The organism is Aquirhabdus parva, from assembly GCF_003351745.1.
GTDB lineage: Bacteria > Pseudomonadota > Gammaproteobacteria > Pseudomonadales > Moraxellaceae > Aquirhabdus > Aquirhabdus parva.
Window position 1 is genome coordinate 1,520,552 of sequence record NZ_CP031222.1, and the last position, 19,991, is coordinate 1,540,542.

21 protein-coding genes are annotated in these 19,991 nt (G+C 44.2%); 13 read left to right on the plus strand and 8 right to left on the minus strand.

The annotated features are described in order from the left end of the window. The first annotated feature begins 39 nt into the window (after positions 1-39). The 3 genes from HYN46_RS06805 to HYN46_RS06815 are packed head-to-tail and all read left to right on the plus strand — an operon-like array spanning position 40 to position 2,965. Positions 40-1,161 carry a Re/Si-specific NAD(P)(+) transhydrogenase subunit alpha gene (locus tag HYN46_RS06805; protein ID WP_114898672.1) on the plus strand — a complete coding sequence of 374 codons (1,122 nt, stop codon included), beginning with the start codon at positions 40-42 and terminating at the stop codon, positions 1,159-1,161. A gap of 40 nt (positions 1,162-1,201) precedes the next feature. Further along, a complete protein-coding gene (locus HYN46_RS06810; protein WP_114900662.1) occupies positions 1,202-1,540 on the plus strand; it encodes a proton-translocating transhydrogenase family protein in 339 nt (112 codons plus the stop codon). A gap of 21 nt (positions 1,541-1,561) precedes the next feature. Then, positions 1,562-2,965: an NAD(P)(+) transhydrogenase (Re/Si-specific) subunit beta gene (locus HYN46_RS06815; protein WP_114900663.1), complete on the plus strand. Its 1,404-nt coding sequence runs from the start codon at positions 1,562-1,564 to the stop codon at positions 2,963-2,965. Positions 2,966-3,022: 57 nt separating this feature from the next. On the opposite strand, the gene HYN46_RS06820 is transcribed toward HYN46_RS06815, so the two are convergent. After that, positions 3,023-3,472 carry a nucleoside deaminase gene (locus HYN46_RS06820; RefSeq protein WP_228254913.1) on the minus strand — a complete coding sequence of 150 codons (450 nt, stop codon included), beginning with the start codon at positions 3,470-3,472 and terminating at the stop codon, positions 3,023-3,025. A 283-nt stretch (positions 3,473-3,755) separates the two neighbouring features. On the opposite strand from HYN46_RS06820, the gene HYN46_RS06825 reads away from it, so the two are divergent. Continuing rightward, positions 3,756-5,240: a sodium:solute symporter family protein gene (locus tag HYN46_RS06825; RefSeq protein WP_114898674.1), complete on the plus strand. Its 1,485-nt coding sequence runs from the start codon at positions 3,756-3,758 to the stop codon at positions 5,238-5,240. An 82-nt stretch (positions 5,241-5,322) separates the two neighbouring features. On the opposite strand, the gene queE is transcribed toward HYN46_RS06825, so the two are convergent. From queE to aroQ, 4 genes are all read right to left on the minus strand, one after another. Then, positions 5,323-6,036 (minus strand): 7-carboxy-7-deazaguanine synthase QueE, encoded by a 714-nt coding sequence (queE, locus tag HYN46_RS06830; RefSeq protein WP_114898675.1) that lies wholly within the window; start codon positions 6,034-6,036, stop codon positions 5,323-5,325. Positions 6,037-6,068: 32 nt separating this feature from the next. Next, positions 6,069-7,427, minus strand: coding sequence for an acetyl-CoA carboxylase biotin carboxylase subunit (gene accC / locus HYN46_RS06835; protein WP_114900664.1), 1,359 nt, complete (start codon positions 7,425-7,427; stop codon positions 6,069-6,071). A 52-nt stretch (positions 7,428-7,479) separates the two neighbouring features. Further along, entirely contained in the window at positions 7,480-7,905 is a 426-nt protein-coding gene (gene accB, locus HYN46_RS06840; RefSeq protein WP_114898676.1) for an acetyl-CoA carboxylase biotin carboxyl carrier protein, read from the minus strand. 122 nt (positions 7,906-8,027) lie between these two features. Further along, positions 8,028-8,468, minus strand: coding sequence for a type II 3-dehydroquinate dehydratase (gene aroQ / locus HYN46_RS06845; RefSeq protein ID WP_114898677.1), 441 nt, complete (start codon positions 8,466-8,468; stop codon positions 8,028-8,030). Between the two features lie 364 nt (positions 8,469-8,832). Between aroQ and HYN46_RS06850 the strand changes: the two genes are divergently transcribed. The 3 genes from HYN46_RS06850 to rhlB all read left to right on the plus strand — a co-directional run bounded on the left by HYN46_RS06850 (position 8,833) and on the right by rhlB (position 10,857). Then, the gene (locus tag HYN46_RS06850) at positions 8,833-9,045 is read left to right on the plus strand and encodes a hypothetical protein (protein ID WP_162818107.1); all 213 of its coding nucleotides are present in this window, start codon (positions 8,833-8,835) and stop codon (positions 9,043-9,045) included. A 169-nt stretch (positions 9,046-9,214) separates the two neighbouring features. After that, entirely contained in the window at positions 9,215-9,427 is a 213-nt protein-coding gene (locus HYN46_RS06855) for a cold-shock protein (protein ID WP_114898679.1), read from the plus strand. 281 nt (positions 9,428-9,708) lie between these two features. Continuing rightward, positions 9,709-10,857, plus strand: coding sequence for an ATP-dependent RNA helicase RhlB (gene rhlB, locus HYN46_RS06860; RefSeq protein ID WP_114898680.1), 1,149 nt, complete (start codon positions 9,709-9,711; stop codon positions 10,855-10,857). A gap of 62 nt (positions 10,858-10,919) precedes the next feature. Here the strand turns inward: rhlB and HYN46_RS06865 are convergent, their stop codons facing one another. The 3 genes from HYN46_RS06865 to HYN46_RS06875 all read right to left on the minus strand — a co-directional run bounded on the left by HYN46_RS06865 (position 10,920) and on the right by HYN46_RS06875 (position 13,918). Then, positions 10,920-11,405: a winged helix-turn-helix transcriptional regulator gene (locus HYN46_RS06865; RefSeq protein WP_114898681.1), complete on the minus strand. Its 486-nt coding sequence runs from the start codon at positions 11,403-11,405 to the stop codon at positions 10,920-10,922. 306 nt (positions 11,406-11,711) lie between these two features. Continuing rightward, a complete protein-coding gene (locus tag HYN46_RS06870) occupies positions 11,712-13,313 on the minus strand; it encodes a rhodanese-related sulfurtransferase (RefSeq protein WP_114898682.1) in 1,602 nt (533 codons plus the stop codon). After that, on the minus strand, positions 13,310-13,918 hold the full coding sequence (locus HYN46_RS06875; protein ID WP_114898683.1) for a cysteine dioxygenase family protein: 609 nt from the start codon (positions 13,916-13,918) through the stop codon (positions 13,310-13,312). The genes HYN46_RS06870 and HYN46_RS06875 overlap by 4 nt, the downstream gene beginning before the upstream one ends. A gap of 108 nt (positions 13,919-14,026) precedes the next feature. Between HYN46_RS06875 and HYN46_RS06880 the strand changes: the two genes are divergently transcribed. From HYN46_RS06880 to HYN46_RS06905, 6 genes are all read left to right on the plus strand, one after another. Then, entirely contained in the window at positions 14,027-14,950 is a 924-nt protein-coding gene (locus HYN46_RS06880) for a LysR family transcriptional regulator (protein ID WP_114898684.1), read from the plus strand. A 343-nt stretch (positions 14,951-15,293) separates the two neighbouring features. Further along, on the plus strand, positions 15,294-16,172 hold the full coding sequence (locus HYN46_RS06885; RefSeq protein ID WP_114898685.1) for an ABC transporter permease: 879 nt from the start codon (positions 15,294-15,296) through the stop codon (positions 16,170-16,172). Positions 16,173-16,178: 6 nt separating this feature from the next. Continuing rightward, the gene (locus HYN46_RS06890) at positions 16,179-16,955 is read left to right on the plus strand and encodes an ABC transporter ATP-binding protein (protein WP_114898686.1); all 777 of its coding nucleotides are present in this window, start codon (positions 16,179-16,181) and stop codon (positions 16,953-16,955) included. Next, positions 16,952-18,169, plus strand: coding sequence for an acyl-CoA dehydrogenase family protein (locus HYN46_RS06895; protein WP_114898687.1), 1,218 nt, complete (start codon positions 16,952-16,954; stop codon positions 18,167-18,169). Before HYN46_RS06890 ends, HYN46_RS06895 begins: the two co-directional genes overlap by 4 nt. Further along, entirely contained in the window at positions 18,166-19,125 is a 960-nt protein-coding gene (locus HYN46_RS06900; protein WP_114898688.1) for a D-isomer specific 2-hydroxyacid dehydrogenase family protein, read from the plus strand. The genes HYN46_RS06895 and HYN46_RS06900 overlap by 4 nt, the downstream gene beginning before the upstream one ends. Further along, positions 19,125-19,976, plus strand: a complete 852-nt coding sequence (locus tag HYN46_RS06905; RefSeq protein ID WP_228254914.1) for a class II aldolase/adducin family protein — start codon at positions 19,125-19,127, stop codon at positions 19,974-19,976. The genes HYN46_RS06900 and HYN46_RS06905 overlap by 1 nt, the downstream gene beginning before the upstream one ends. The last annotated feature ends 15 nt before the right edge of the window (positions 19,977-19,991 follow it).

The following is a 19,991-nucleotide window of genomic DNA, read 5'->3' on the forward strand; positions in this document are numbered from 1 at the left end:
AAAGCTTTCATACCCACAATCATAGCTTGAGGAATACTCATGCAAATCGGAATACCAGCCGAAAGCGTTGCAGGCGAAACTCGCGTCGCTGCTACCCCTGAAACCGTTAAAAAGCTCATTGCAGCCGGTCATACCATTGTTGTCGAACGTGGTGCAGGCGTTAAAGCCTCATACATCGATAGCGCATTTGAACAAGCCGGTGCAAAGATTACGGATGATGCCTATCAAGGCAGCCAAATTATTTTGAAAGTTCGCGCGCCTAAAGCCGAAGAAATTCAAAAGATTAGTGCAAACACCATCGTGATTGGGATGTTTGATCCGTACCGCAATCCTGATTTGGATGCATTTGCGGCTCAAGGTGTCTCTGCGTTTGCACTAGAGTTGTTACCTCGCACATTGTCACGTGCACAGAATATGGACGTCTTGTCCTCGCAAGCCAACTTGGCTGGTTATAAATCAGTTCTATTGGCAGCAAATGAATACCAGCGTATGTTCCCTATGCTCATGACTGCAGCAGGTACTGTGAAACCTGCACGTATCGTCATCATGGGTGTCGGTGTTGCTGGTCTGCAAGCAATTGCAACCGCAAAACGTTTGGGTGCAGTGGTTGAAGCAACTGACTTGCGTCCAACCGCAAAAGAACAAGTCGAGTCGCTTGGTGCTAAATGGCTTGATGTACCTATGTCGGATGAAGAGAAAGCCAAAGCATTGGGTACAGGTGGTTATGCTTGGATTCCTTCTGAGCAATATGTACAAGATCAAGCGGTTATTGTTGATAAAGCGGTTTCTAATGCGGATATCGTTATTACAACAGCTTTGATCCCAGGCCGTAATGCACCACGTCTCATCAAAGCAGCTACCGTTGCTAAAATGAAACCCGGTTCTGTCATTCTCGATATGGCTGTTGAAACGGGTGGGAATGTTGAAGGTTCCGTTGTTGGCGAAACCGTAATGACTGAAAACGGCGTTAAAATTTTAGGGATTCCTAATATTCCTGCAACGCTTGCGACTGAGTCATCTGCGTTGTATGCGCGTAACGTTTTTAATTTTGTATCAACACTCTTTGATAAAGAAGGCAATCTGCAACTTAATCAAGAAGAAGAGATCCAAAAGGCATTGCTTGTCACTCATGGTGGTCAAGTACTACTGAAGCGCGGTTAAGGAGAAAGACATGAATCCTGAAGTTCTTCCTGTTGAAATCATGAATCAAGCCGTTGCTCATGCAGCCAGTGTTCCATTCGTGAGCATATTCACTATTTTTGTTATGGCAATCTTCGTGGGTTACTACGTGGTTTGGGGTGTTACACCTGCATTGCATACGCCTTTGATGGCAGTAACGAACGCACTTTCTGGTGTTGTTATTGTAGGTGCGATGCTGCAGGTTGTTAGCAGCGGTGCGGGCACTGATCCAGCAGCATTTAAAGATATTACCCCGACCAGCTTGCTGGGTGCATTTGCCGTATTCTTGGCTAGCATCAATATATTCGGGGGCTTTGCGGTCACCGAACGTATGCTTGCTATGTTTAAGAAAAAGAAATAAGGAGAATACGAATTGTCAGCACTGCATGATTTTGTATCGCAATACGCCGATTGGTTTTACCTCGTTGGTGCCGTATTGTTTATTCTGACCTTACGTGGTTTGTCTGGTCCAAAAACAGCGATTCAAGGTAATCGCTACGGTATGATCGGGATGACTATCGCGATTGTTACGACTTTCTTCGTTGTTCCTGCTCCTGCAAGTCCAGTTGTTTGGCTGATTATTGCTGCCATGGTTGCTGGTGGTGCGATTGGTTTTTATCGCGCGCGCACCGTAGCTATGACTCATATGCCTGAAACTGTGGCGATGATGCACTCTGCAGTGGGTCTGTCTGCGGTCTGTATCGCGATTGCTGCTGTTTTGCATGAAGGCGTTTACCACGATGGTATCCATCGCTTTGAATTGTTCATTGGTTGTTTTGTTGGTGCGATCACCTTTACCGCATCATTATTTGCTTACGGTAAATTAGCAGCTAAAAAATGGGCAAAAACCATCAAGGGTGGCTGGGTTAAACCTGTACAAGCGATCTTGTTTGTTGCCATGATTGGTTTTGGTATTCATTACTTCACCACTGAATCAATGACATCGTTCTACGCCATGACTGCATTTGCCTTGGCATTTGGTTATGTGTGGATCGCTCCTATTGGTGGCGGTGATATGCCCGTGGTTGTGTCTTTACTGAATTCATTTTCAGGTTGGGCAGCAGCAGGTATTGGTTTCACGCTGAACAACTCAATGTTGATCATTGCGGGTTCTCTTGTTGGTTCATCAGGTGCGATTTTGTCGTATGTGATGTGTCGTGCAATGAATCGTTCATTGTTCAACGTATTGTTTGGTGGCTTTGGTGCAGCAGCTGTTGCTGAAGTTGCTGAGGGTGAGCAAAAGCAAAAGAACTACCGTTCTGGTTCTGCAGAAGATGCTGGTTTCTTAATGTCTAATGCGGACAGCGTAGTGATTGTACCGGGTTATGGTATGGCCCAAGCACGTGCGCAGAATGCGGTTAAAGAACTTGCTGATACCTTGAAAGAAAAAGGCGTAAAAGTACGCTTTGCAATCCACCCTGTAGCTGGTCGTATGCCTGGTCATATGAACGTTCTATTGGCTGAAGCAGACGTACCTTATGAAGACATTCTTGAAATGGATGAGATCAACTCTGACTTTGCTGGAACTGATGTTGTACTCGTTATTGGCGCGAATGACGTCGTAAACCCTGCAGCAAAAGATGATCCAAGCTCACCAATCTATGGGATGCCGATCTTGGAAGCCAGCAAAGCCCGTACAGTCATGATCATTAAGCGTTCTATGGCGACAGGTTATGCAGGTCTGGACAATGATCTGTTCTATCTCGATAAATCAATGATGGTTTTCGGTGATGCGAAGAAAGTTATCGAAGACATGTATAAAGCAGTTAATGGCGGCGGTCATTAATTTCTAAGTCTGTCGAATGAAAACCGCTCTGATTAGAGCGGTTTTTTTATGCAGAGCCTATAACTCGCCAATGTCTTCATTCCAAATCTCAGGATGCTCATGAATGAACCCACTCAACAGCTGTTTACATTCTATGGAATCCATCTGAATAATTTTTACACCATGCTCTTTAAGCCAATCAATCCCGCCCTGAAATGTTTCAGATTCACCAACGATCACTGTTCCTATGCCGAATTGGATAATTAGTCCACTACAGTACCAACAAGGGGCAAGGGTAGTGACCATGATCGTATCTCGATAACTGCGTTGTCTGCCCGCATTACGAAAGGCATCGGTTTCACCATGAGATGAAGGGTCACCATCTTGAACACGTTTGTTATGCCCACGCCCTAGAAGATTTCCTGTGATACGATCAAAGAGGGCGGCACCGATAGGTACACCACCTTCCGCATGCCCAATTTTGGCTTCCTCGAGTGCGATTTCGAGCATAGCCTCGTAACTGATCATTTCTAGCATCCTTATTCTCAATTGTTACTTATATTGATGTTTTCCTATAAGCATTTGTCATGCCACCATTAAGTCTAGATAAAGTACTGTTTTATTTATAGTGTTAACCAAATTTGAATCTTCATGGTAAGCAAGACTAGGAGAGTAAGCAAAATTCTTTAATATTGCATGATTTGTGCATACTAGAAACAGATAAAAGCTGTGCAGTCAACGTTGTTCTTTAGTTCACTGTCAGTTATTCTCTGCCGTTTAAATTAATGACTGACTTGATGGGGGAAGGGGAATGTTATTTGGGTTTGTCATTGCTTACTGGGTAATTTCTGTTGCCATTGGTTTATGGGCTGGTCGTCTTGTTCATAATGCACGTGACTTTGCGATTGCTGGACGTAATTTGCCTTTTTATGTCGTCACAGCCACAGTTTTTGCAACGTGGTTTGGCTCGGAAACGGTATTAGGGATTCCCGCTACCTTTTTGCAAGGCGGTTTAAATAGTATTGTCGCTGATCCATTCGGTGCTTCTTTATGCTTGATTCTGGTGGGATTGTTTTTTGCAGCGCCGCTATACCGCATGAAGTTATTGACGATTGGTGATTTTTATAAACTCCGCTATGGTCGTAAAGTTGAATTTATGACGACGATTGCGATCGTCATCTCTTATCTGGGCTGGGTTGGTGCGCAAATTACCGCATTGGGTCTGGTTTTTAACCTCCTTTCCGATGGTGCCATTACCAATGTGCAAGGCATGTGGATCGGCTCAATCACTATTTTAATTTATACGTTCTTTGGTGGGATGTGGGCAGTTGCAATTACTGACTTTATTCAGATGATTGTGATTGTTTTGGGAATGCTATGGATTGGCGGGGAAATCTCTGGGCAGGTTGGTGGTGTGGGTGTTGTTGCAGAACATGCTTGGAATGCTGGGAAGTTTAATTTTTGGCCCGAACATAATTTTGCTGCAATAGCTGGCTTTATAGCAGCGTGGTGTACGATGATGTTTGGTTCAATACCACAGCAGGATGTTTTTCAGCGAGTTCAATCGGCTAAGACGATTAAAATCGCCGTATGGGCAACAGTGCTTGGCGGTGTCATGTATTTTGTATTTGCCTTTATTCCCATGTTTTTAGCTTATTCGGCAACGCTTCTTGATCCTCACATGGTCTCAAGTTTGATTGACTCAGAACCTCAAAAGATTTTACCGACCTTGGTGATGACTAAAGCACCCTTGATCGCACAGATATTATTTTTTGGTGCGCTGTTATCGGCCATCAAGAGTTGTGCTTCTGCAACTTTACTAGCGCCTTCAGTGACCTTTACTGAAAATATTTTAAAGCCAATGTTTCCGAAAATGACCGATAAGCAATTATTGCGCAATATGCGTATAGTGACTGTTTGTTTTACGATCATTGTGACGTTATACGCGATGCATTCTAAAGCCAGTATTTTTAAGATGGTTGAAAATGCTTATCAAGTAACTTTGGTTGCTGCATTTATTCCCTTGTTATGTGGTGTCTATTGGTCTAAAGCAACTAATCAAGGGGCTTTATTTGCGGTTGTTATGGGCTTAGTCACTTGGATTACGATGCTGATCGGTCCTGCTTTTGTTGAGCCGCTACAGGTTTTAACTCCGCAAGGCGTAGGCGTTATAGCGAGTGCTTTAGGGATGTTGATCGGATCCCTCATCCCTCAGTATGCATCGCATGACCCGCATATTCATCATAAGTTGCGGACCGGACAGCATCTGAAGGATCAAAATGTTTTAGGGGGCTAACGTTTTATTTACTCCAACAAAAAACCTCATTTTAGTACTTTAAAATGAGGTTTTTTTGGTAGATCCTTTGTTTATCAATAAACTATCGACCGGCCTCATCCTGCCAAAGTAACTTATGCAACTGGAGCTGGAAGCGAACGGGGAGTTTGTCTTCTACGATCCAATCGGCGAGTTCGCGTGCAAGTTTTGGGAGCTTAACTTGTCCAACTTCAATAGCAAAAGAAGGTGAAAACCAGACCTCGCCGACCAGCTTATCTAATTCATGCACTTTTAGCATGTCGCGTGACCATTCATAATCTGTACGACTGGTGATCACGAACTTGATTTGGTCGTGCTTAGTTAAGAGCGGTAAATTGGTCAGTAAATTACGCTTCATTTCGCCAGAATCTGGCGTCTTTAAATCAACAACACGAGAGACGCGTAGATCTACTGTAGAGACATCGATTGCACCTGAGGTTTCAAGTGATACAACATAACCAGCGTTACAAAGTGCATGTAATAACGGAATGCAGTTAGGCTGTGCCAACGGTTCACCGCCCGTCACGCAAACATGACGAACACCTTCATGCTGTGCGACTTCCGCTAAAATAGCATCCAGAGACCAGCGTATTCCACCTTCAAATGCATAGGCCGTATCACAGTAGGTACAGCGTAATGGGCAACCAGTTAAGCGCACAAAGACTGTTGGATAGCCCGAATCACGGGCTTCGCCTTGTAGTGAATAAAAAATTTCAGTGATGCGCAGCCCTGCGGCTGGATCAGTGACGGGAATTTGTGTAGAGCGCAATGGGTTAATTTGCCTTATTCAAGGTGAATTGGGTTTTGCCATTAATGCGATTCTTTTAACAAGCGTTTCTCTAAATCATGAATATCGACAGCATGTTGATTAAACGTTTCATCAGCTAAAATGACATCACGGTGTAGAGGAATATTGGTTTTCACGCCCTCAATGACCATTTCATCGAGTGCTTGTCGCGCTCGCGCAAGAGCAGTGGGACGATCTTTGCCGTGGACGATCAGCTTGCCAATCAATGAATCATAAAATGGTGGGATAGTATAGCCATTATAGAGATGTGAATCCATGCGTACTCCCGCACCGCCAGGGATGTGGAATTGCGTGACCTTACCGGGCGAGGGTGCAAAAGTTTTCGGATCTTCGGCATTAATACGACACTCGATGGCATGACCACGGGCAACGATGTCTTCCTGTTTAAGATTAAGTCCTAATCCTGAGGCAATGCGAAGTTGTTGTTCAATGATGTCCACTCCTGTAATCGCTTCTGTTACCGGATGTTCAACCTGCACGCGCGTATTCATCTCGATAAAGAAGTATTGACCATTTTCAAATAAAAATTCGAAAGTTCCTGCACCTCGATACTGCATTAGTTCACATGCGCGTACACAAGCGGCTAGGATATCTGCACGTGCTTGTTCTGGGATGTTTGGTGCAGGAGCTTCTTCGAGCACTTTTTGATGACGACGTTGTAAGGAGCAGTCGCGATCATAAAGATGAATGGCGCGACCTTCACCATCTCCTAATACTTGAACTTCAACATGACGGGGCGTTAACAGGAAACGTTCCATATATACTGTTTCATCGTTGAACCACATCGCTGCTTCATTTTGGGCGGCTTGTACGGATTCAATCAGTGTCTCGGTTGAATGCACGATACGCATACCACGACCACCACCGCCAGAGGCAGCTTTGACAATCAATGGAAAACCAATTTTTTCTGATTCAGATAATGCATTTTTTGCAGTAATAGCAATATTGCAGCCAGGAACCGTCGGAACCCCGCTTTTTTTCATGGCGTTAATGGCAGAGACTTTATTGCCCATCAAACGAATATGTTCTGGACGTGGACCGATGAAAACTATCCCCGCATTTTCAATGGCTTCAGCAAATTCGGCATTTTCAGATAAAAAACCGTAACCTGGATGGATTGCATCCGCGCCGGTGAGTTCGGCTGCAGTAAGGATTGCATTGATATTCAGGTAGCTTTGCTTACTTGAGCTGGGTCCTATACAGATCGCCTCATCAACGAAGCGTAAGTGCATAAGATCTTTGTCTGCGCTAGAGTAAACACCTACAGTTTTAATCCCTAAGGTGCGGCAAGCACGTGCGATGCGTAAGGCGATCTCACCGCGGTTGGCAATCAATACTTTACCGAGTAGCGGTTTTTCCATACTGGTCACGGGAGCTTTCCCTAAGTCTTTGGTTGGCTGTTGCGGCATCTGATTAATCCTGTAAACGAATTAAAGACTGACCAAATTGAACAACATCACCATTCTTAACCAAAATCTCCGCAACCGTGCCACTTTGAGAAGCTTGTATAGGGTTCATGATCTTCATGGCTTCAACGATACCAATGGTGTCACCTGCTTGAATTTTTTGTCCGACTTTAATGAAAGCGGGCTCACCTGGATTAGGGGCAGCATAATACACGCCGACCATAGGAGATGTTTCAAGTCGTCCTGAATTCGGTGCAGGGCTTACATCGGTATTTATTTTTAATGGTGCGGATGCAGGGGCATAGGACTCAGTCGTGCTAACAACTCGGCGACGTGTCAATGCAATGGATTGATCGCCTTCTTTCACCTCAATTGCCTCTAAATCGGATTCAATCATAAGGTCGATGAGTTTTTTAATTTTACGAATATCCATGTGTTCAGTCTCTTTAAAAATCAAAACGTTGATATAAAAATGCGGTCAAGATTCAGCTTTTATGTTCTAGGTTCTTCCACGTGGAGTTAAACCGTGGATATGTATGTCCTTAGTTTTTTTGATTACAAATTCAATTGTGCAATGGCGTATTCTAGCGCGGCGCGATAACCTGCTGCGCCTAAACCACTGATGACAGCAACGGCTTTATCTGCCAAATAAGAATGATGGCGGAATGATTCCCGAGCATAGACATTCGATAAGTGAACTTCTATAAATGGTTTTTCTGCGGCGAGGAGGGCATCTCTGATTCCGATGGAGGTATGAGTCAGTGCACCAGCGTTAATAATGATAAAGCGAGTCCCATCTGTGCGGGCTAAATGAATTCTGTCAATTAAGGCGCCTTCCCAGTTACTTTGAAGGCTTTCAAGTTGAAGGCTTGATTTCTCTGCAAGGATAGCTAGTGAGGCATTAATGTCATTTAATGTGGTATGTCCATAAAGGGTTGTTTCGCGTTGCCCTAAAAGATTTAGGTTCGGACCATGCAATACCAAAACATCGACCATCTAAAGCGCTCCTGCTAAATCGCGATAAAAAACCCTTCTCAACTATATACAGGGTAGATGTATACAAATTTTTAACAGAATAGGATATAAAATGTTAAAAATAGAGAATAATGCAACTAAATGTTTCTTTACAACGCAAACAGTAGTGTGCTTGGAAATCCTTCGAAGTAAAAACTCCTTCGAAATATGCCGTTTTATACCATACTTTGTAAGTAAGATACGCAAAATTGTAGAACGATGCAATGGCTTAAGTAGCCATTTGCAGGTTTAAATGTCATATATATTGAAATATTCAGATACATTTTTATGTTTAACCATCGCTTAAGAGGGAAAATTAGTGAAAGAAATGGTGCAAGGGGGTGCAATGAGTGCATTTACTGCCGATTCAATAGAAATAGTGAATAATATCTGGCATAAACAAAGCATATTACTCATTATTTTGCTATTAACTGGGCTAGGATTAGGCCTGTTGTGGCGTAAAGGATTACGTATTGAAGATATAAGCTGGATTATTGTAGTGATAATACTCACGACGGGGTTTGCATGTGTGCTACTTCGTGTTAAGCTGGGCTTGTAAATCGACCTTAATTCTTAGGTCCTTTTATCTTTTTAATAGGTTTGAACCGGAACTGCTGAATGATTCACAGAATGACAACGGAAATGAGCCCAGCTTTTGCTTCGTGTTTTCTTTGCTGTATTCAACACCGGACAAGCTTTTCTAGTTGTCTCGATAGAGGATTGCAAACATGACGACACGTGAACAAGGCGTAGTAAAGTGGTTTAACGATACCAAAGGTTTTGGTTTCATTCAACGCAATGGCGGCGACGATGTATTCGTACATTTCCGCGCTATTCAAGGCGACGGCCACCGCACTCTGCGTGACGGCCAACGCGTTGAGTTCACAGTTGTGAAAGGCCAAAAGGGCTTTCAAGCTGAAGAAGTTCGCGCAGTTGACTAATTGATGATTGGTAGCTGAGTCCTTTAAGACTTTTCTACCAGCATCAACTATCGCTTCTAAATCGGCATTGCCAAAGGGCAGTGTCGATTTGGGCGTTTCAATGAACCGAAGTTTGGCTTGCCATGCTTCGGTTTTTTGTTTTGTGGCATTTGAAATTGATGTAAATTTGATTTTAACGATATTATTTTTAAATCTCTAAAATGATATGAGCGTAAAATTTTGCGCAACAATAATTTAAATTTATTGCGTATTTAACGTGGTGTATTGGAGTATCAAATATAATGAGTTCGAGTTTCGACTCAGTCGCGTTACACCCTGAATTACAGCAGGGAATTGCTGATCTTGGTTTTACCCAGATGACACCGATACAGCAACAAGTTTTACGTTTTACTCTGGCAGGACATGATGCCATTGGTCGTGCACAGACTGGTACAGGTAAAACTGCTGCATTTTTAATTAGTATTATTAATGATTTATTAGAAAATCCTGTTGCAGATGAACGATTTCGTGGTGAGCCGCGTGCACTCATTTTAGCACCAACGCGCGAGCTTGCATTGCAGATCGAAAGTGACGCAATTGCACTGCTCAAGCATACCAAACTCAGTGTTGTTACCCTTCTTGGCGGGGTTGATTATGATAAACAACGTAAAGCACTTGATAAGCGATTCGTCGATATTATCGTAGCCACGCCGGGCCGTTTGATTGATTTTTTAGAACAAAAAGAAATATGGCTTGACCGCCTTGAGTTTTTAGTGATTGATGAAGCAGATCGTTTGTTGGATATGGGATTCATTCCCTCAGTAAAACGCATTGTTCGTTTGGCTCCGCCCAAAGCAGATCGTCAAACGCTAATGTTCTCTGCGACTTTTAGTTATGACGTTCTGAACTTAGCTCAGCAATGGCTGTTTGAGCCTGTCACAGTAGAAATTGAACCTGAACAAAAAACAAGTGATCGCGTTAAGCAGCGTGTATTTATAGTCGGTCGTCGTGACAAAGAGCGACTGCTTAAAGAATTACTTGAGTCTGAGACTATAGATAAAGTGATGGTTTTTGCAAATCGTCGCGATCAGGTGCGTAAGCTGTTTGATCGATTAAAGGCGCAAGGTTATAAAGTTGGCATGCTCTCAGGCGAAATTCCGCAAGATAAACGTATTAAAATGCTGGATCAATTTAAGTCTGGTAAAACACAGATTATGATCGCTACGGATGTCGCAGGGCGGGGTATTCATGTTGATGGTGTTAGCCATGTAATTAACTATACCTTGCCAGAGCAGGCTGATGATTACGTGCACCGCATTGGTCGGACTGGGCGTGCCGGAGCCTTAGGGGTTAGTATTAGTTTTGCTTGTGAAGACGATTCTTTTTTATTAGCAGATCTTGAGAAAGCCATTGGGCAAAAGCTGCCATTAGAGCGCCCTGAAGGTTACTAAACCCTCCTAGAGCTAAATAAAAAAAGGCTGATTAATTAATCAGCTTTTTTTATTTAGCTCTATTATGCCGACTTAACGGGATCTACATCCGCATAACCTGGGAGCCCAGGACCAATCATGGGTGTCACATTTTTTGCGTGAACGGGTTCGCCGCATTCTGAGCATACCATCGTTGGGGTAAATTTATGGCCACATTGCTGATGAAAATATTCTATAGGAGCACCTTTACCCTGATCCATCCATTTATCACCCCAAGTAGTTAGAGCGAGTAAGATGGGATAAAGATCCATTCCTTTCTTAGTTAAGCGATATTCGTAACGTGGAGGCTTTTCTAGATAAGGAACTTTCTTCAGAATATCGGACTCTACCAGTCTATTCAGACGGTCCGCTAAAACATGACGTGTCATCCCCAAAATTGATTGGAAATCGTCAAAGCGACGTATGCCGATGAATGCGTTACGTACAATCATCATAGTCCACCGATCACCGATTACCGACAAGGCGCGAGCAACCGAGCATGGCATTTCGCCTACATCTTGCCATTTCATAAATGCACTCCTGTCTGATTTATCATATTTTAGTCGAATAATCCAATTCTGACCAGTTCTCATATTTACCAATAACTAGAGACATATTCTTACGATTGTTCTGATACGTTTTTATGAATAATAGCCAGAGACTGATAAAGTTTGCGTGAGATTTATTGACTATGCGGTCTAGTATAGCTTGTCTTTATTATATTGGTTCTTTTTAGGAACTTAAAGTTTGATAATTTATTAAAAGATATTTTTAGGAAATAACAATGATGAGGCTTTGCCCCATCATTGTTAGAATTTACGTATAGGATCTATGAATCATAAAACAAAGAAACCATGCGTCCCATCTCGTTTTAACTGTTCTACGAGACCATATTCCCAATCCAAATAGCCTTGCATCGCTTCAATTGGATTGTCCGTGCCTTCATAGGGGCGGCGATAACGATCAATTCGCGGTGAGGCGAGAAGTGTTTCGCCAGATTCTAGCGGTAAGCCTGCAGCAACCCATGCTTGAGTTCCACCTGTAAGTAGGTAGACCGGTTTATCGGTCAATGCCTGTAGTTCGGATACCGCTAGCCGAGCTAAGAGCCCACTTCCGCAAGTTAATACATAGCGCTCTGCTGGTGGAAGTATTTTCAAAATTTGGGGTAGGTCACCACGCAAAGTGAACCATGCGCTTGGAATATGTTGCTTGACATAATTAGCGCTGGAGGTGAAATCTAGGACAATTGTCGAAAGTCTGGTTGTTGCCGTATCGTGTAATAGCCATTCGTGTAATGTTATTGGACTGATTTCTTGAGTTGAATTTTGCAGTGGTAGAGGTGCTTTCCATGGACCAGATTCAGTGAAATGGTCTACAGTAATATTATCAATAATATAGGCGTCCCATCCCATCTGCCTTAGCCACGATGCACTCATATTGGCACGTACGCCATCATCATCAATAAGAACTATTCTGGCCCCTCGTACCGAAGCATAGTGATCTGTCTCTTGCACAAGTTGCCCTCCTGCAACATGACGAGCATGAGGCAAGTGGGCATGTTCATATTCTTCAGCTGTGCGGACGTCGAATACATAGGTTGTTCGCGTAGGATCATTTTGCCATTGATCCAAGGTTTGTAATGAGATTTTGCCAACACCCGCTTGATTTGCAATGTGGTTGGCTTGTTGGCTTGCTTCATACTTCGTCGTGTCTTTGACGGGATTAAATGTACGATTCTGTTGGTGTTGTAATGTTAAGCCTGCCAATGTCCAACCAATCGTCCCATTTTGAAGGGCTGCTACCGGATTTGGAATGCCAGCATTGAGCAAGGATTGGGCGCCGATGATACTCCGAGTGCGCCCAGCGCAATTTACGATAATCTGGGTATGAGGATTTGGCGCTAATTCTCGCGCACGCAGGACGAGTTCTGCTCCTGGGACACTGATACTACCTGGGATATTCATCGTCTGGTATTCATCGAAACGTCTAGCATCCAGTACCACAATATCAGCTTGTTGATCGATCAGTGTTTTGACTTGGTTTGCAGTAAGAAAGGGCGTCTGGCGAATGCTCTCGACGAGCTCTCCGAAAGACTTACTCGGTACATTGACGTCTTCAAATAACTCTCCGCCAGCATTGCGCCAGCCCGCTAGGCCTCCCTCTAATAATGCAACATCTTGATAGCCCAGCCGAATCAGACGTTCAACTGCAATCTCTGCTCGTCCTTCACCATCATCATAGACCGTGATGGGGGTGCTGAGCCGTGGAACGCGCGCATAGATCTCTAATTCTAACCGTGATAATGAGATATTTACTGCAAAAAGTGGGTGATTTTTGGCAAAGGGCGCCTCTTCGCGTACATCAATTAATGCGAGTTCTTCTTTGTTCAGTAGAGCGTGGCGTATATCGGTGAATTGACGTGTTTTAATTTGACTCATGATGTAGCAGGCTCCTTGGACAAATCCCAAATATTGGGTAATAGGGTGTTTGAATATCCTGATATAAATGATTTTTCTGTGCCATCAGGTTGATAAGTCGCACGTTTGACGGCCCCGATATTGGCACCATAAACATGAATGCTGATTGACGTTTGATCACTATAGGCATTGCTGACTTGGTGAATATCTTGTGTGCTTGGTGAGACCGTTTCGACTTGTCCAACCTGTAGTTGATGTGCTGGTCCTATAGGAATTAGCGATTGATTCACTGATCTTTGATAATGCTGAGAAAGCTCTGAGCCACGGAGCATACCAATCAGCCCCCAAGTTCGATGGTCGTGGATTGGAGTTTTTTGTCCTGCACCCCAGACAAAACTGACGATCGAAAAGCGCTGTGCAGAGTCAACATGTAGTAAATACTGTTGATAGCGATCAGGATGCGGTTGGGCAAATGCATCGGGAAGCCAATCGTCATGCTCGATAAGCTGTTTGAGAAGCTGACTACCTTGTTCTAGTACAATAGGTTCTGCAGACTCTTTAGTCAAAAGTTCAGCAAAGTCAGTAATAAACTGGCGTAACCGGTAATTTAGAGCAGGATTAGACATTGAAATTTGCTCCTATAGTTCGATGAAAAAGTTGGTTGACTGTCCTAGTGCGCTAACGATAATATTTGTTATATGCATTTTTCAACCAACCTATTATGATTATTTCTCATGAAGATAGATGATATTGAGGCATTCGTTGCCGTGATCCGCTGCCAATCCATCAGTCTTGCTGCTGAATCCCTGCAATTGACCCAGCCTGCAATTACACGACGTGTACAGAACTTTGAGGAGGGTTTGGGTGTTGAATTGTTGGATCGAAATACCAAGCCGCTGAAGCCGACATCCATGGGGTTACGTGTTTATGAAAAGTGTCGAGCCGTATTGCGTGAGATTGATACTTTGCGTGATTTAGTGACTCAACATGCTTTACCCAGTGGAGCACTACGACTTGGCGTACCTCAAACCATTGGTGATGCAGTACTGTTAGATGCTTTGAGCGAGCTTCGTCAGCGTTATCCTGATCTGCAAGCTAAAGTCGCGACAGGCTGGGGGAGTAACCTGCTCTCAAAAGTCGAGCATGGTGAGCTAGACGCTGCAGCAGTATTATTTCCGGCAGGTAAGGTCTTTCCTGAAGGTGTAGTTGGAGAGTCATTGGGTCGAATGAATTTGGTTGTCGTTGCAGCAAAGGGCGAATGGCCAAAGCGTTCTTATCGTTTGACAGACTGTTATGAGCGTGGCTGGGTACTTAATCCAGATGGATGCGGTTTTAGAGCGGGTCTACAGCGTGCCCTGATTGCAGAAGGGCTCAGTCTACAAATTAATATGGAAACTTTTGGCACCGAATTACAGTTAGGTTTGGTTGCTAATGGTCAAGGACTAGGTCTAGTCCCTCAGCCGCTGCTCGAGGGCAGTCGCTATCGCAACCAACTTGAAATTGTACCTGTGTCTGATTTTAAGCCGATCATTGATTTATGGTTGATTCATCCCCGATTCACTGGAAATTTATACGCGCCTATCAGCACCTTTGGACAATTAGTCGTTGACCGTTTAGGAGAGCGGTTGATTCGGACTACTGCAGCTGTAGCTGTTTAACCCTAATTGATTTCCATAACCTCCCTTTGGGAGGTTTTTTTATGACCGAAATAATTGCATTGGGTTGAATAAAAGAGATCATTTGTTTTTTAAGAATATTTTGGTAAAAACGCTGTTTCAATCTTCATCGATTGTCTTCATAGTTCTTGCTGTAATATAAATAAAATTAATAGTAAAAATATTTAAATGAATCATTAATGTTAATTTTGCATATTAAGATAGCATAAATACGAATTTAGTTTGAGGCAAATCAACCGTTACTATGCTTATAGTCCAATAGGGTGAGTTATTTCTATGCCTGCCTACTGGTCTTTAATTGTTTTGATTTGGAGCAGCGTACGGCATGAGTCAGCCTAAAACAACAGATTTACATTATCCCTCTGCTTTACAGTCCTTGCCATTAAACAAGCCACTGAAGCGACGGCGCTCATTTAAGTTCCGTATCTGGATTGCCAAGCAGTCATGGGTAGATGGTTTATTGCGTTTGATTAGTCCGCTGGTTTTGCTGGTGCTGTGGGAAGGTGCTTCACGGATTGGCTGGCTTCCCACACAGATCATTGCCGCCCCAAGCTCTATTGGTGGAACGCTTTGGAAGATGATTACGGATGGTTCTCTTGCTGGTCATCTTTGGATTTCTCTCCAGCGGGCGATGTTGGGTTTAAGTATTGGTGTATCGATTGGAACAATCTTGGCATTAGTGGCTGGTTTATCACGCCGTGGTGAACTTGTCGTTGATTCTCCGATGCAGATGCTCAGGACACTCCCATTCCTGGCGGTGGTCCCTCTTTTTATTTTATGGTTTGGCGTAGGAGAAACACCCAAAATTGCATTGATTGCTCTTGGGACAACTTTTCCTATTTATCTGTCTTTATTTTCGGGGATCCGTAATCTGGACTACAAATTAATAGAAGCAGCTAAAACGCTGGAGCTTAATCGGCGTGAGACCATTTGGCATGTCATTTTGCCCGGAGCCTTACCGTCTTTTTTTGTTGGATTGCGTTATTCCTTTGGTATTAGTTGGCTTGGACTTGTTGTGGTGGAGCAAATCAATGCGACCTCAGGAATCGGCTATCTTGTCAATGATGCGCGTGACTTTATGCGTACCGATGTGATCGTCATTTGTTTATTGGTATATAGCGTTCTGGGCTTAACCATTGATGCATTGGTCCGCTGGCTTGAGCGACGTGCTTTGGTATGGCGCACTACTTTTGTAGGAAATTAACTCTCGATGACTACTATACAAATTGATCAGAACAATCCAATAGCCGTGCAACTGAAAGACGTCAGTCGTTACTTTGGGGCGAATACCGTTATCGATGGGTTGAATTTGAGTATTGCTGCAGGCGAGTTTGTTGCTTTGCTAGGCCGAAGTGGGTCGGGTAAAACGACATTACTTCGAGCACTGGCAGGTTTGGACCAAGTTGATGAGGGCTCATTAAAAATTCCTCAAGCACGTGCGGCAGTCTTTCAGGAACCAAGGCTCATGCCGTGGAAGCGAGCATGGCGGAATGTAGCTTTGGGGGTACGCCATCCTGATGCGATAGAGAAAGCACATGCTGCACTGGCTGAAGTTGGTTTAACCCATCGAGCCGATGCGTGGCCTAGTACCTTATCAGGTGGAGAGGCGCAGCGCGTTGCATTAGCACGTGCTTTAGTCCGTGAGCCTGAGCTATTACTGCTTGACGAACCATTCGCAGCTTTAGATGCATTAACCCGAATTCGTATGCATCAATTGATTATCCAGTTATGGCAGACCCATGCTCCTGCAGTGTTACTTGTAACACATGATGTGGATGAAGCTATATTGCTCGCTGATCGAGTTCTTGTCTTGGCCGATGGTCGTATTGCTGAAGAGTTAGTGATCAATTTACCGCGTGCCAGAGACGTAGCGACCCCAGAGTTCCAGCAACTGCGTCGTAAATTATTATCACGATTGGGTGTAGAACTACAGCCGGTCCATACAGAAATACAAGAAAAATTGCATTTAGGAGCAAATTTGGTATGACAAATTTAACTGATATTCAATCGAATAACGCCGCACCACTTATTCCTGAGCCAGTAAGTTATTTAGATTCCAGCGAATTTGCAGCTTTGCTTAGTCAATTGACGAAAGATTTTGCAGAAACTGCGGCTGATTTTGATCGCAATAGCGAATTTCCACATGCTAACTTCACACGCTTACATCAGCATGGCCTTCTAGCACTTACTGTACCGACTGAATTAGGAGGCTATGGCGCGACACTATCCCAAACGAGACGCGTGGTGAGTGCTGTTGCCAAAGGTGAGCCATCCACCGCTTTGGTTTTAGTTATGCAGTATTTACAACATTCCCGCTTGCAGCAGAATCAAGCATGGCCTTTATCTTTGCGTGAGCAAGTGGCTCTGGATGCGGTGAAAAACGGTGCGTTAACCAATGCACTTCGTGTTGAGCCAGAGTTGGGGACTCCCGCACGCGGTGGCTTGCCTAAAACCGTCGCAAAACGTCATGCAGATGGCTGGCTGATTAATGGCCATAAGATCTATTCAACGGGGATCGCTGGGCTCACGTGGTTAACCGTTTGGGCACACTCAGATGAAGCAGAGCCGAAAGTAGGTTCGTGGCTTGTGCATCGTGATACGCCTGGCATTAAGGTTGTTGAGACATGGGATCACTTAGGCATGCGCGCAACCAGTAGCCATGACGTGATTTTTGAAGATGTATTTGTTCCTGAGCAATATGCAGTTGATGTTCGTCCTGTTGGTCATGATCGTACCTCGGAGCTGGATACCAAGGGTGTGCTATGGCTGAGTGTTTTGTTGTCTTCTATTTATGATGCAGTTGCGCAAGCGGCTAGGGATTGGCTTGTCCAGTGGCTGCATGGACGCGTACCTGCAAATCTAGGTGCTTCTTTGGCAACATTACCTCGTTTCCAAGAAATTGTTGGTCGTATTGATGCTTTATTATTAAATAATAAGATATTACTTGATTCGGCTGCTGGAGGTCATGTTCCTCTTGAGTCCGCCGCTCAAATCAAATACATCGTTACAAGTAACGCTATCAAGGCGGTTGAGGAGGCCATTGCAGCGACTGGAAATCCCGGGTTATCACGTCACCATGCGTTAGAGAGACATTATCGAGATGTTCTTTGTAGCCGTATCCATACCCCACAGAATGATGCGATTTTATTGGCTGCAGGACGTGCAGCACTGAGTGGTAAACCTCGTGGTGCAGCAGTATGAGTGAGTCAACTGCAATCAAAATTGCAAGTCAATTAGACATTGAGTTCTCTGAACTCTTGTTGAATACGTTGAGTGCTTCTGAAACGCAAAGGAATGTCTCCATAGAAACTATTGCAAGGGGGTCATATCACCAAGATGTCAATGCAAGAGTGCTTCTTGCAGCGCCTGCTGCGTGGTCACTTGAGCCACCGCAAGGCTGGCCTTTTGATTTAAAGTGGATTCATTTGATTTCATCAGGAATAGATGCTTATCCACGGTGGCTATTCGATGGGCCTATCGTCACCTCTTCGCGTGGAACGACGGCTATCGCGCTTGCAGAGTTTGCTCTGGGATTGATTTTTGCTGCGGCGAAGAATATGCCGGAAATTTGGATTCGTGAGCCAACCCAGTGGCAACGTCAACCTATGCAAACCGTCGCGGGTCAAACACTAGGTATTTTTGGCTATGGTGCGATCGGTCAACAGCTTGCAAAAAATGCAGTAGCCTTAGGTATGAAAGTCCTTGTTGTACGAAAGACCAACCAGCCGATTGATATACTCGGTGTACAAGTCGTTCCAGATATCAAGGCACTATTTGCTGAATCCGATCACGTCGTCTTGGCCGCGCCAGCGACTCCAGATACACAACATATCGTCAATCAAGAAGTGCTCACTGCGGCCAAGTCCAATCTGCATTTAGTGAATATCGCCCGTGGTTCATTGATTGATCAAGAAGCGTTGCTGAAATCACTGAATGAGGGAAAAATTGCGCGAGCAAGTTTAGACGTTGCTACCCCAGAACCGTTGCCGGCCGGACATCCTTTATACAGTCACCCTCGCGTTTTTTTATCTCCGCACACATCCGCCTCAGTGGTTGGAATTTATCAGCGTGTTGCGCAGCAATTTGCCGAGAACTTTCATAAATTTAAATTAGATCAACCATTAGACAATGTCGTTGATATAACACGAGGGTATTAATGATGGGCTCAGTTATCTCCACTTTATCAACCAGTGCATCATCACAGGCCCGTTTACAGCCGCAGGCTTATAGTCTGGCTCGTGATGGTGATCATGTCATTCGTTGGGAGCATCCACCCCAACAAGCTAGTGTTGAATTAGAGCGTTTGTATCGCAAGCAGCGTTTGGCGGCTTCTTTTCGCCTATTTGCACGCTATGGTTTTGATATGGGGGGTGCAGGCCATATCACGGTACGAGATCCTGAGTTGAAAGACTACTTTTGGGTAAACCCTGTAGGGGTGCATTTTTCTCAAATTAGGGTATCTGATCTGTTGCTGGTCAACGATCAAGGAAAAATTGTCGAAGGTCAGGGGCTGTTGAATCAAGCTGCCTTTACGATTCACGCCGCGCTTCACGCCGAGCGGCCAGATGTCATTGCGGCAGCGCATGCGCACTCTCTATATGGCAAAGCATGGTCTAGTCTTGGTCGTTTATTGGATCCACTCACACAAGATGCCTGTGCTTTTTATGAAAATCATGCGCTCTTTAATGACTATACCGGCGTTGTATTAGATCTCAATGAAGGACAGCGTATCGCGCAAACATTGGGCTCACACAAAGCGTTGATTCTACAAAATCATGGCTTACTCACTGTTGGGCGTACCGTTGAAGCAGCAGTTTGGCGTTTTATTGCCCTCGATAATGCGGCACATACCCAACTGCTTGCAGAGGCTGCGGGTAAGCCGATTCCCATTCCAGAAGAGGTTGCCAAATTGACTGCACGTCAAGTGGGTACGGAATTTGGTGGATGGTTTAGTTTTCAGCCTCTTTGGGATCGTGTAGTGGCTGAAGAACCCGATTTTTTACTGTAATCAGCATAATTTTAT

Excerpts from the sequence above, each read along its gene's own strand:
- HYN46_RS06805 (WP_114898672.1), top strand. The coding sequence starts at position 40 with ATGCAAATCGGAATACCAGCCGAAAGCGTTGCAGGCGAAACTCGCGTC.
- HYN46_RS06810 (WP_114900662.1), top strand. The coding sequence starts at position 1,202 with ATGAATCAAGCCGTTGCTCATGCAGCCAGTGTTCCATTCGTGAGCATA.
- HYN46_RS06820 (WP_228254913.1), bottom strand. The coding sequence starts at position 3,472 with ATGATCAGTTACGAGGCTATGCTCGAAATCGCACTCGAGGAAGCCAAA.
- HYN46_RS06825 (WP_114898674.1), top strand. The coding sequence starts at position 3,756 with ATGTTATTTGGGTTTGTCATTGCTTACTGGGTAATTTCTGTTGCCATT.
- accC (WP_114900664.1), bottom strand. The coding sequence starts at position 7,427 with ATGGAAAAACCGCTACTCGGTAAAGTATTGATTGCCAACCGCGGTGAG.
- accB (WP_114898676.1), bottom strand. The coding sequence starts at position 7,905 with ATGGATATTCGTAAAATTAAAAAACTCATCGACCTTATGATTGAATCC.
- aroQ (WP_114898677.1), bottom strand. The coding sequence starts at position 8,468 with ATGGTCGATGTTTTGGTATTGCATGGTCCGAACCTAAATCTTTTAGGG.
- HYN46_RS06850 (WP_162818107.1), top strand. The coding sequence starts at position 8,833 with ATGAGTGCATTTACTGCCGATTCAATAGAAATAGTGAATAATATCTGG.
- HYN46_RS06855 (WP_114898679.1), top strand. The coding sequence starts at position 9,215 with ATGACGACACGTGAACAAGGCGTAGTAAAGTGGTTTAACGATACCAAA.
- rhlB (WP_114898680.1), top strand. The coding sequence starts at position 9,709 with ATGAGTTCGAGTTTCGACTCAGTCGCGTTACACCCTGAATTACAGCAG.
- HYN46_RS06865 (WP_114898681.1), bottom strand. The coding sequence starts at position 11,405 with ATGAAATGGCAAGATGTAGGCGAAATGCCATGCTCGGTTGCTCGCGCC.
- HYN46_RS06870 (WP_114898682.1), bottom strand. The coding sequence starts at position 13,313 with ATGAGTCAAATTAAAACACGTCAATTCACCGATATACGCCACGCTCTA.
- HYN46_RS06875 (WP_114898683.1), bottom strand. The coding sequence starts at position 13,918 with ATGTCTAATCCTGCTCTAAATTACCGGTTACGCCAGTTTATTACTGAC.
- HYN46_RS06880 (WP_114898684.1), top strand. The coding sequence starts at position 14,027 with ATGAAGATAGATGATATTGAGGCATTCGTTGCCGTGATCCGCTGCCAA.
- HYN46_RS06885 (WP_114898685.1), top strand. The coding sequence starts at position 15,294 with ATGAGTCAGCCTAAAACAACAGATTTACATTATCCCTCTGCTTTACAG.
- HYN46_RS06890 (WP_114898686.1), top strand. The coding sequence starts at position 16,179 with ATGACTACTATACAAATTGATCAGAACAATCCAATAGCCGTGCAACTG.
- HYN46_RS06895 (WP_114898687.1), top strand. The coding sequence starts at position 16,952 with ATGACAAATTTAACTGATATTCAATCGAATAACGCCGCACCACTTATT.
- HYN46_RS06900 (WP_114898688.1), top strand. The coding sequence starts at position 18,166 with ATGAGTGAGTCAACTGCAATCAAAATTGCAAGTCAATTAGACATTGAG.
- HYN46_RS06905 (WP_228254914.1), top strand. The coding sequence starts at position 19,125 with ATGATGGGCTCAGTTATCTCCACTTTATCAACCAGTGCATCATCACAG.